Here is a 10,740-nt window from a genome sequence, read left to right on the forward strand (position 1 = left end):
GAGCTGGGGTTGGTGGGGCTGGGCGTGGCGGCCGGCGGGATGAGCGTGGGGGGCGGGATGAGCGGCGTGGGGGGCCGCGGCGGGAGGACCGGGAGGAGAAGGTTGGGCCTCGGCGGGACGATCCGAAGATTCCGGAGGGGATCACGGGGGCCGAGCTCGATCGTGGCGTGAAGGCCGAGCTGCGGTCGTTGCCGCGGACCCTGGCGGATCTGGTGGCGCAGCACCTGGTGGCGTCGGGGCGGTTCCTCGACGACGATGCGGAGCTTGCGTACCAGCATGCGCGGACGGCGCGGCGGCTCGCGGCGCGGCTCGGTGGGGTGCGCGAGGCCGTGGCGATCACGGCGTACCTGGCTGAGCACTACGACGAGGCGTTGACCGAGTTCCGGGCCGTACGGCGGATGACCGGGAACCATGAGGTGCTCGCGATGATGGCCGACTGTGAGCGTGCGCTCGGGCGGCCGGACAAGGCGCTGGCGCTGACGAAGGACAAGCATGTTCGCGACCTGTCGGAGCCGACGCAGATCGAGCTGCTGATCGTGGCGGCCGGTGCGCGGCGGGATCTCGGGCAGACGGCGGCGGCGGTCCAGATGCTCGAGGTGCCGGAGCTGACCAAGCGGACGCGGGCGGAGTGGTTGCCGCGGCTGCGGTACGCGTACGCCGACGCTCTGGCGGAGGCTGGGCGGACCGATGACGCGCTGGTGTGGTTCCACCGGGCGGCTGGGGTCGACGGTGACGGTGTGACCGGTGCGGCCGAGCGGGCGGCGCAGCTGGAAGGGCTCGAGTTCACCGACCTCGACGAGGACGACACGGTGGTGGACGACGAGTACTTCGAGGACGAGTACGACGGTGAGTCGGACGCGACCGACGCGTCGGACGAGTTGGACGAGGCCGACGAGTTGGACGAGGCGGACGACGCCACTGACGAGGTGGATGAGGCCGACGAGCGGGACGACGCGTACGAGTCGGACGAGGCTGACGGCGTGGACGACCGCGTGGACGAGACCGTCGAATCGGACGACGCGCACGAGGCACACGGCGCGGACGGCGCGGGCGATGACGGCGCGGATCGCGCGGGCGATGACGTGGGCGAGGCGGCGGGCGGCGCGGGGGAGGCGGATGGCGGTGTGAGTGACGCGGATGGCGACGTGGATGCGGCGGTGGGTGTAGACGGTTCGGGTGCCTCGGGCGACGACCGTGCCTCGGGTGCCTCGGGTGACGAGGGTGGCTCGGGTGCTCGGGGTGAGTCGGTGGGGCGGGAGTTTGAGGGCGGCGGGGAGTAGGGCGTGGGGGTTGTGGGTCTGGTGGCTGAGGACCCTGTTGGTGTGCTGGTGGCGGCCGCGCTCGGCAAGGGGGCGCGGCGGCTGCAGAAGTCGGTTGGGATGGTGGCGAACGACGAGGACGACGCCATCCACCAGGTACGGGTGTCCTGCCGCCGGCTGCGGAGCGATCTGAAGCTGTTCCGCAAGCTGCTGGCCGGCGACTGGGCGACCGGCCTCCGGGCGGACCTCGCCGCGCTCGCTCAGGCCTGCGGCGAGGCCCGGGACCTTGAGGTGATCGCGGAGCTCGTCCGCGAGAACACCAGCAGCGAGGACAACCCGGAGCACGTCGACACGATCCTCACCACACTCACCCTCGGCCTGGACCGCGCAGCCGCCCGTTCAGCAGAGGTGGTCCTGGGCGACTCGACGAGGGATCTGCTCGCAACGCTCGAGGCCGTCGCCGCAGCACCTGACCTGAAGCCCAAAGCGGACAAGCCCTGCGGCGAGATCCTCCCGCAGCTGCTGCGCGCCGCCACCGACAAGTTCACTCAGGAAGCCGACAGGCTCCAGCCCTGGACTCACGACGACGACTGGCACGAAGTACGGCTGCTGGCGAAGCGCGTGCGGTACGCCGCCGACACCAGCGCGGCCGTACTCGGTGACGAGGCAAAAGCCGCAGCCGCGCACGCAGCGACGTACCAGGAGCTGCTGGGCCAGCACCAGGACCACTGTGCCGCCGCAGACGCTCTGACGGCCATGGCAGTGGACGCGGCTGCACAGGACGACCCAGAGCTCTCGTTCACGCTAGGACGCCTCACAGAGCGCCACAGGGCCGCTCGGAAGCCTCTGCGTGAGCAGTTCCTCAGCCTGTACCACCGGCCCTGACTCACAGCGTCCGGAACAGCAGCCCTACTCGCGGTTTCGGGCCGAACGACGTGGCCTTCTGCGGCAGTACGACGCCTTGCGCGGCAGAACGCAGTACCTGATCCATCCGAGGGGCTGTGAGCTCTACAGCGACCTGCTGCGCGTCAGCGAGCGCTAGAGCGTCCTCAAGGGTGTGGTGGAAGCTGAGCGTGTCCTCAGCGACTCCCCACGCCGGCAGCAGCGCTTCGTGCAGCAGGGCGACCGTAGGAGCGTCCGACGCCGCGTGGAGCGTCAGCCAGCTCGACCCGTCCGTGACGGAGATCCGGTTCGGGTCGCCCTCCACCCGACCGGGCTGCAACTGCCAGCCGGACGGTGTGCGCAGCTGTACAGTCGCCAGGTCCAGGCCGGGTATGACGCGGTGGATCGGATCCAGCGTCAACGGATGCCGTACGTAGTCCACCAGCATCGCCAGCCCGGCCTGTGTGCTCTGCCGGTACGGCTCCCGCAGCTGCCGTTCCAGGTACGCCGCGTACCTATGGTGGCCGTCCGCGATCAGGGCCTCGTGTCTTGAAAGCTCGGCCTCGATCGCTGCCAGCACAGCTGGGTCAGCGATGCGCCAGATGCGGTGCTCGGCTCCGTTGTAGGTCTCTGCCTCCAGCCAGGGCTCACCGGCGCGTGCTGCATCCACGGCATCGCTGGCGGCACCACCGTCGGCGTACGCGAGCAAGATCGGCTCCAGGTCCGCGTCGGTCGCCTCCATCAGCCGCAGACGATCGTCGACCCAGTGCGGCATCACGTCCTCGTGCGGCAGTACCACGCGACGTGTGGGATCCAGCAGCAGCGAACCGACAAGCCCGCACAGTACGGCGTCCCCGAGACGCTGCTCGTACACGTACAGCGCGGGCTGTTCGTCCTGTACCACCACGCCGTCCCGCTGCCACCTGGACAGCCGCTGCGCCGGTTCGTCGTACCGGGCAGGTCCGAGGTCCGGATCGCGTGGAAGGATGAGCCTCACCATGTTGTGCAGATCAGAGTCAGTCAGCCGCCGGACGATGGCGGGTTCCAGCACGTCGTACGGTGGCGACGTGACCGCACCCAGCCCACTCACCTTGCCCGCCACGAACCGCCAGGCCCGCAAGGGATCGAGTCTCAGTACCGCATCCGGCATGCGCGGAATCGTACGGGGTGCGGCATGAGCACGGAACGAACTGCGCCGGAACCGCTGTCGGCGTGTGACGAACCGCTCGCGAGCCGGTACGACGTGGCGCTGCTCGACCTCGACGGCGTCGTGTACGTCGGGCCGGACCCGGTCCCCGACGCGCCGGAGAACCTCCGCAAGGCCGCCAAGGAGGGCATGCGGATCGGGTACATCACGAACAACGCGAGCCGGCCGGCCGACAGCGTTGCCGAGCACCTCGCGTCGTTCGGGCTTGACGTGCTCGCCGACGACGTGGTGACGTCCGCGCAGGCGGCGGCGAAACTCGTCGCGAGCGAGTTCCCGAAGGGATCGCCGGTGCTCGTGGTCGGCGGCGAGGGGCTGTACGTCGCGCTCGACGAGTACGGGCTGACCCCGGTGCGGAGCAGCGACGGGCACCCGGTCGCGGTCGTCCAGGGCTTCCACCCCGACGTGAACTGGGTGATGCTCGCCGACGGCGCGCACGCGATCAACGAGGGCGCGAAGTGGTTCGCGACCAACCTGGACCTGACGATCCCGACCGCAGCCGGCAAGGCGCCCGGGAACGGCACGCTGGTGCAGGCGATCCGGGCCGCGGTCGACGTCGATCCGGTGGTCGCCGGAAAGCCCGAGCCGCCGCTGCTCGAGACCAGTATCGAACGGCTGGAAGCCAAGCAGCCGTTGATGATCGGGGACCGGCTGGACTCCGACATCGAAGGCGCGAACAAGGTCGGCATCGCGAGTCTGTGGGTGGCGACCGGGGTGCATGACGCGTACGACCTGGCGCGGGCGCCGAAGAACCAGCGGCCGACGTACGTCGCTGCTGGACTGAGCGCGCTTGCCCAGAAGCAGCCGGGGGTGAAGGTCGACGGTGCGAAGCACACGTGTGAGGGCTGGACGGCGGAGGTCGTGAACAACGCCGTTACGGTGAAGGGGGAGGGCGAGCCGTACGACGGTCTGCGCGCCATCCTGTCCGCCGTGTGGGCCGCCGTCGACGCGCCCGCCGAGCCGGCCAAGCCCGCGAAGGCCACCGCCCGCGGCCGCCGCCCCCGTCCGAAGCCGTCCCCGAGGGCGGACGCGATCGCCCTCGACGCCGCCCTCCACCGCATCGGCCTGGACAAGTAGCCCCCTGAACTGGAGGGTCGGCGCGGTGGTGGGGCGGGGTGGGTGGTGTTTGGGAGGCGAGGCGATACCGTTGCTGGGGACGATGCTAGGAGGCAGTCATGGTGATGGACGCGGTGCGCGGATACGTACAACTGGCGAACGGGCTGACCGAGGTCACCAAGCAGAAGGCCCAGTCGGCTGCGAAGGCGCTTCTGCAGCAGACCGGGGCGGACTCGCTGACCACTAGGGTGAGTGACCTGGCCGACGAGATCGTTGCCACCAGCAAGAGCAACCGTCAGCTGTTGCAGGCGATCGTGGCGAACGAGGTCGAGGGTGCGGTGGCGCGGCTCGGGTTCGTCCGGTCCGAGGAGGTCGCGGCGCTCACCCGGCGGGTGAAGGCGCTGGAGACCGAGCTCGCCGAGGCGCACGCCGCGGCGGGCCGGGCTGCCGCGCCGGCGCCTGTTGTCGAGGAGGTTGTCGAGGCGACGGTGGTCGACGAGGGTCCGGCTGCTGATGCGGCTCCCGCTCCGGCTCCGGCTCCGGTGAAGAAGGCGGCTGCGAAGAAGGTGCCGGCCAAGAAGGCTGTGCCGGCCAAGAAGGCTGCTGCTGCGAAGAAGGCTGCCAAGAAGGCGCCGGCGAAGAAGACGGCAAAGAAGGCCTGAGATGACCGAGCATCCCGGCGAGCAGTTCCCACCGGAGGTGGACCCGGACGTCGAGCCCGGCTCGGACCCGTACCGCTCCGGTGAGCCCGACTACGACACCGAGCCGGGCACCCAGGACGTGCCGCACGACGCGGCGGGAGAGCACGTGGACCCGGCGGCCGTGGAGTTCGGCCCGGAGTTCGCCCGCGCCCCCGGCCAGGAACACGAACACGCCTTCGAAGCCGCCTCCGCCGAAGACCCCACGTACGACGACACCGGCTCCGGCGGGGGGCTGGGGTATGACGCTTCCGCCGAGGGCACCGGCGATGCGGCGGATCCGGCGTACGACGGGTCTGGTGACGACTCGGCGTACGGCGAGGGGGAGGGTGGGCATCCGTTGGTGGAGGAGACTATGGGGCGGCTGGACTCGTTGCGGGACCGGCCGGTGGGGGAGCACGGTGAGGTTTATGCCGACCTGCACGAGCGGTTGCAGAGTGCGCTGGTCGAGGCGGACGCCGAGCAGAGCGACCGGGGCTGAGCGGCCGAGCGGGTGGCCAAGGGAGTCAAGCGGTCGCGGCTCGACGCGGAGCTGGTACGGCGGGGTCTCGCGCGCTCGCGGGAGCATGCGAGTGAGCTGATCGCGGCCGGCAAGGTGAAGGTGTCGGGGACCGTGGCCGGCAAGCCCGCGACCGGGGTCGGGGCGGACGCGCCGATCGTCGTCGACACCTCCGAGCACGAGGACCCGGGGTACGCGAGCCGTGGCGCGCACAAGCTGATCGGCGCGCTCGAGGCATTCCCGCGCGTGCCGGTGAAGGGCCGCCGTACCCTCGACGCCGGTGCCTCGACCGGCGGGTTCACCGACGTACTGCTGCGCAACGACGCGGCGCACGTGATCGCCGTCGACGTCGGGTACGGGCAACTGGTGTGGGCGCTGCAGACCGACGACCGGGTCACGGTGATGGACCGGACCAACGTCCGGACCCTGACCCTGGACGCTATCGGCGGAGACCCGGTGGATCTGGTGGTCAGCGATCTGAGCTTCATCAGCCTGACGCTCGTCCTGCCCGCGCTGATCGGCGTGGTGAAGCCGGACGGCGACCTGGTACTGATGGTGAAGCCGCAGTTCGAGGTCGGAAAGGAACGGCTGGGCAAGGGCGGCGTGGTCCGCGAGCCTGAACTGCGGGCGGAGGCGGTCAGAACCGTCGCCGCCAAGGCACGTGAACTCGGCTGGGGAATCGAAGGCGTCGCCGCCAGTCCGTTGCCTGGTCCGTCAGGAAATGTCGAATACTTCCTGTGGATACGACGTGTTGCGCCGCCTCTCGATGAGACGATGCTCCGGACGGCCATCGACGAGGGACCGCAATGACCGGGGCGGTCGGGTGCGGAAAGAGTGGAGGGCGGCAGGGTGGTTGAGCACGAGCCGCGTCGCGTGCTGCTGGTCACGCACACCGGCCGCGAGCAGGCGGTCGAGGTCGCCCGGGACGCGCACCGGCTGCTGACCGGCGCCGGGATGCAGGTCCGGCTGCTCGGCGGTGAGGCCGAGGAGCTCAAGCTCGACCCGGTGGAGATCGTCGACGACCCGGAGAAGGCGGCGAACGACGTCGAGCTGATCATGGTGCTCGGCGGCGACGGCTCGATCCTGCGCGGCGCCGAGCTGGCCCGCCCGCACGGTACGCCGGTGCTCGGGGTGAACCTGGGCCACGTCGGGTTCCTGGCCGAGGCCGAGGTGGACGACCTGGAGCGGATCGTCCAGGTGGTGGTGGACCGGACGTACACGGTCGAGGAGCGGATGACGCTGGCCGTCGACGTCCGGCTCGACGACGACCTGATCTTCGAGACCTGGGCGCTGAACGAGGCCAGCGTGGAGAAGGCGGCCCGCGAGAAGATGCTCGAGGTGCTGGTCGAGGTGGACGACCGGCCGCTGTCGCGCTGGGGCTGCGACGGGGTGGTGGTCGCGACCCCGACCGGCAGTACGGCGTACGCGTTCTCAGCCGGTGGGCCGGTCGTCTGGCCGGAGGTGGAGGCGATCCTGCTGGTGCCGCTGAGCGCGCACGCGTTGTTCTCGCGGCCGATCGTGGTGGCGCCGACGTCGCGGCTGTCGATCGAGCTGGTGCCGACCTGGAACGGCCGCGGCGTGCTGTGGTGCGACGGCCGGCGGATGGTCGAGGTGCCGCCGGGTGCCGAGATCACGGTCCGCCGGGGTACGACGCCGGTCCGGCTGGCGCGCGCCCACGAGGCGCCGTTCACCGACCGGCTGGTGGCGAAGTTCGACCTCCCGGTGCTCGGCTGGCGGGGCGCCGCCGAGCGCAAACGCAACGGCAACAGCCACAACGGCAACAGCCAACAGGAGACTTGAGTGTCCCGTCGACAATGCTGGTCACACGCTATCGGCGCCCAGGCACGCACCTCGCTGCGTTGGACGAGCGCCCACGATGAAACACCGCATCGAGGGCGCTCGTCCGCCTTGCGATGCACGTACCTGGACACCGCTATCGTGCAACCATCATCGTCGACGGGACACTGACATGCTCTCGGAGATTCGTATCACCGGGCTGGGCGTGATCGAGGACGCGACGCTGGACCTCGACCCGGGTTTCACCGCGGTCACGGGTGAGACCGGCGCCGGCAAGACGATGGTCGTGACCGGGGTGAACATGCTGCTCGGCGGCCGGGCGGACAGCGGCCTGGTGCGGCACGGGACGCGGCGGGCGCGGGTCGAGGGCCGGGCGAGCGCCGTACCGCGGGCGATCGTGCAGCAGGCCGAGGACCGTGGTGGCGAGCTGGACGACGACGAGCTGCTGATCGCGCGGGAGCTGTCGTCGGAGGGCCGTTCCCGGGCGTTCCTCGGCGGCGCGTCGGTGCCGGTGTCGGTGCTCGGCGAGGTGTCCGGCGATCTGGTCGCGATCCACGGGCAGGCGGACCAGTGGCGGCTGCTGCAGCCGGCCCGGCAGCGCGAGACCCTGGATACCTTTGCGGGCAAGGCGGTTCTGGTCCCGCTGCAGGAGTACTCCGCGGCGTACAAGCGACACCGCGAGGTTGAGGCGGAGCTGACGGAGCTGACCACCCGCGAGCGCGACCGGCTGGCCGAGGCGGATCTGTTGCGGTTCGGGCTGGACGAGGTGGCCAAGGCAGAGCCGTTGCCGGGCGAGGACCTCGAGCTGGCGGCCGAGGAGCAGCGACTCGCGTACGCCGACGGTCTGCGTACTGCGGCCACCACCGCCGCGGACGCGATCGCTTCGGAGGACATGGACTCGACGCGGCCCAACGACGTACTAGGCCTGCTGGCGTTGACGAAACAGGTCCTGGACGGCGAGCGGGAGCACGACCCGAAGCTGGCCGAGCTGGCCGATCGGGCCGGCGAGCTGGGCTACCTGGCGGCCGACCTGGCGCAGGAGCTGTCGTCGTACGCCGCCGATGTCGACACCGATCCGGCGCGGTTGTCCGTGGTGAGCGAGCGGCGCGCGTTGCTGACCGCGCTGGTGCGGAAGTACGGCGCCGACGAGGGTGTCGTCGACGAAGTACTGGAGTGGGCGAAGCGGTCCGCGGACCGGTTGGCCGAGCTGGACGGCAGCGACGAACGTGTGGAGCAGCTGAACGCCGAGCTCGCCGAGCTGGACGCGACGCTCGCCGATCTCGGGCAGCAGATGCGGACGGCCCGGATCGAGGCGGCCGAGCGGCTCGGGGTCGCGGTCTCGGAAGAGCTGACCGGGTTGGCGATGCCGCACGCGAAGCTGACGGTCGAGGTGCACGAGACGACGGCCGGACCGTTCGGGATCGACGAGGTCGAGTTCTGCTTCGCGGCGAACCCGGGCAGCCCGGCGCGCCCGCTGCAGAAGGCCGCGTCCGGCGGTGAGCTCTCGCGGGTGATGCTCGCGCTCGAGGTGATCCTGTCCGACACGCACCCGGTGCCGACGCTGGTGTTCGACGAGATCGACGCCGGGATCGGCGGCCGCGCCGCGGTCGAGGTCGGGAAACGGCTCGCCCGGCTGGCCGAGAAGGCCCAGGTGATCGTGGTCACCCACCTGCCGCAGGTGGCCGCGTTCGCGGATCGTCACGCCGTCGTACTGAAGAGTGACGACGGTTCGGTCACTACGAGCGGCCTGGTCGCTCTGGACGACGACGCCCGGCTGAAGGAACTGTCCCGGATGATGGCCGGCCTGGAGAACTCCGAGGCCGCGCAGACCCACGCCGAGGAGCTGCTCGCGCTCGCCGCGAAGCGCCACAAACCGCGCCGGAAAAGTCGTTCCAAAGGATGATTTGACGGACAGTCACCGTTAATTCGGTGCGTGAACAAGGGGCCACCCGGGTAAATGAGCAGGTAAGGGGCTCTTGACATGGCAGGATGAGAGCGCGATGAAATTGCCCAGCCTGCGGAGAGCACGTACCACTGAACTGCCCGGCGTCACCGGCGTGGTCCGGCTGGATCGGCGTACCAAGAATCTCACCAAACGGCTCAAGCCGGGTGAGATCGCGGTCATCGATCACGTCGACCTGGACCGGGTGAGCGCCGAGGCGCTGGTCGACTGCAAGGTCGCCGGGGTGGTGAACGTGGCCGACTCGATCTCCGGCCGGTACCCGAACCTGGGGCCGGAGATCCTGGTCGACGCGGGCATCCCGCTGGTTGACGGGGTCGGCCGCGAGGTGTTCTCGGTGCTGCACGAGGGCGAGCAGGTCCGGCTCGACGAGGGCACCCTGTACCGCGGGCAGGAGGCGGTCGCGAAGGGCATCGCCCAGGACGGCGACTCGGTCGCGAACCTGATGGACGAGGCCCGCTCCGGGCTGTCCACCCAGCTCGAGGCGTTCACCGCGAACACGCTGGAGTACCTGCGCCGGGAGAAGGACCTGCTGCTCGACGGCGTCGGCGTACCGCACATCCACACGCCGATGGAGGGCAAGCACGTCCTGATCGTGGTCCGCGGGTACGACTACCGCGACGACCTGGTCGCGCTGAAGCCGTACATCCGCGAGTACCGACCGGTGCTGATCGGTGTCGACGGCGGCGCGGACGCCCTGGTCGAGAACGGGTACGTCCCGGACCTGATCGTCGGCGACATGGACTCGGTCAAGGACGAGACGCTGAAGTGCGGCGCCGAGGTGATCGTGCACGCGTACCGCGACGGCCGCGCGCCCGGTTCCGAACGGCTCGAGCGGCTCGGGGTGGAGTCGATCGAGTTCCCGGCCACCGGGACCAGCGAGGACGTCGCGATGCTGCTGGCCGACTCCAAGGGCGCCTCGCTGATCGTCGCGGTCGGCACCCACAACTCGCTGGTGGAGTTCCTCGACAAGGGACGCTCCGGGATGGCGAGCACCTTCATCACCCGGCTGCGGGTCGGTGCCAAGCTGGTGGACGCGAAGGGCGTCGGCCGGCTGTACCGGAGCCGGGTCTCGACGTTCCAGGTGGTCGCGCTGATCGTGGCCGGCCTGTTCGCGGTCGGGATGGCGCTGGTCGCCATCGGTGCCGACGATGTGCTCTGGTCGATCCTGCGGGCGCGCTGGAACGACCTCGTCTACTGGATCCGGGAGCTGTTCACGTGATCGACTTTCGCTACCACATCGTCTCGATCGTGGCGATCTTCTTCGCCCTGGGCGCCGGTGTGGTGCTCGGGGCCGGCCCGTTGAAGGGCACCGGCAGCGAGCTCGTCCAGGCGCAGGCCGACAAGGACCGCCAGCAACTCGCCGACGCCCGGGCGGAGCTCGT

At 70.3% G+C, this 10,740-nt stretch carries 11 protein-coding genes; 10 read left to right on the forward strand and 1 reads right to left on the reverse strand.

What is annotated here, in order from left to right:
• Positions 1-1,280, forward strand: a 1,280-nt coding sequence (locus tag VFF46_RS29800; RefSeq protein ID WP_325040554.1) for a hypothetical protein, incomplete at its 5' end; no start/stop codon positions are given.
• 3 nt (positions 1,281-1,283) lie between these two features.
• Positions 1,284-2,144, forward strand: a complete 861-nt coding sequence (locus VFF46_RS29805) for a CHAD domain-containing protein (protein ID WP_325040555.1) — start codon at positions 1,284-1,286, stop codon at positions 2,142-2,144.
• Position 2,145: 1 nt separating this feature from the next.
• Here VFF46_RS29805 and VFF46_RS29810 read toward each other — a convergent pair whose 3' ends face one another.
• A complete protein-coding gene (locus VFF46_RS29810; protein ID WP_325040557.1) occupies positions 2,146-3,291 on the reverse strand; it encodes a DUF1015 domain-containing protein in 1,146 nt (381 codons plus the stop codon).
• A gap of 24 nt (positions 3,292-3,315) precedes the next feature.
• On the opposite strand from VFF46_RS29810, the gene VFF46_RS29815 reads away from it, so the two are divergent.
• The 8 genes from VFF46_RS29815 to VFF46_RS29850 all read left to right on the forward strand — a co-directional run.
• Complete coding sequence (locus VFF46_RS29815; RefSeq protein ID WP_325040558.1) at positions 3,316-4,422, forward strand: HAD-IIA family hydrolase; 1,107 nt, start codon at positions 3,316-3,318, stop codon at positions 4,420-4,422.
• A 98-nt stretch (positions 4,423-4,520) separates the two neighbouring features.
• Positions 4,521-5,063 (forward strand): phasin family protein, encoded by a 543-nt coding sequence (locus VFF46_RS29820; RefSeq protein WP_325040559.1) that lies wholly within the window; start codon positions 4,521-4,523, stop codon positions 5,061-5,063.
• Position 5,064: 1 nt separating this feature from the next.
• Complete coding sequence (locus VFF46_RS29825) at positions 5,065-5,580, forward strand: hypothetical protein (protein WP_325040560.1); 516 nt, start codon at positions 5,065-5,067, stop codon at positions 5,578-5,580.
• Between the two features lie 12 nt (positions 5,581-5,592).
• The gene (locus tag VFF46_RS29830) at positions 5,593-6,408 is read left to right on the forward strand and encodes a TlyA family RNA methyltransferase (protein ID WP_325040561.1); all 816 of its coding nucleotides are present in this window, start codon (positions 5,593-5,595) and stop codon (positions 6,406-6,408) included.
• Between the two features lie 39 nt (positions 6,409-6,447).
• Positions 6,448-7,398: an NAD kinase gene (locus VFF46_RS29835; RefSeq protein ID WP_325040562.1), complete on the forward strand. Its 951-nt coding sequence runs from the start codon at positions 6,448-6,450 to the stop codon at positions 7,396-7,398.
• A gap of 169 nt (positions 7,399-7,567) precedes the next feature.
• Entirely contained in the window at positions 7,568-9,298 is a 1,731-nt protein-coding gene (gene recN, locus VFF46_RS29840; RefSeq protein WP_325040563.1) for a DNA repair protein RecN, read from the forward strand.
• 97 nt (positions 9,299-9,395) lie between these two features.
• Positions 9,396-10,577: a putative cytokinetic ring protein SteA gene (steA, locus tag VFF46_RS29845; protein WP_325040564.1), complete on the forward strand. Its 1,182-nt coding sequence runs from the start codon at positions 9,396-9,398 to the stop codon at positions 10,575-10,577.
• Positions 10,574-10,740 (forward strand): copper transporter (locus VFF46_RS29850; RefSeq protein ID WP_325040565.1); only part of this gene is annotated, 167 nt, incomplete at its 3' end. The genes steA and VFF46_RS29850, both read left to right, overlap by 4 nt.

Origin of the sequence: Kribbella sp., from assembly GCF_035655035.1 — a bacterium.
Lineage (GTDB): Bacteria > Actinomycetota > Actinomycetes > Propionibacteriales > Kribbellaceae > Kribbella.

What these genes read in the sequence shown, in the direction of transcription:
- VFF46_RS29825 (WP_325040560.1), top strand. Translation starts at nt 5,065, where the DNA reads ATGACCGAGCATCCCGGCGAGCAGTTCCCACCGGAGGTGGACCCGGAC.
- VFF46_RS29810 (WP_325040557.1), bottom strand. Translation starts at nt 3,291, where the DNA reads ATGCCGGATGCGGTACTGAGACTCGATCCCTTGCGGGCCTGGCGGTTC.
- VFF46_RS29820 (WP_325040559.1), top strand. Translation starts at nt 4,521, where the DNA reads ATGGTGATGGACGCGGTGCGCGGATACGTACAACTGGCGAACGGGCTG.
- recN (WP_325040563.1), top strand. Translation starts at nt 7,568, where the DNA reads ATGCTCTCGGAGATTCGTATCACCGGGCTGGGCGTGATCGAGGACGCG.
- VFF46_RS29815 (WP_325040558.1), top strand. Translation starts at nt 3,316, where the DNA reads ATGAGCACGGAACGAACTGCGCCGGAACCGCTGTCGGCGTGTGACGAA.
- steA (WP_325040564.1), top strand. Translation starts at nt 9,396, where the DNA reads ATGAAATTGCCCAGCCTGCGGAGAGCACGTACCACTGAACTGCCCGGC.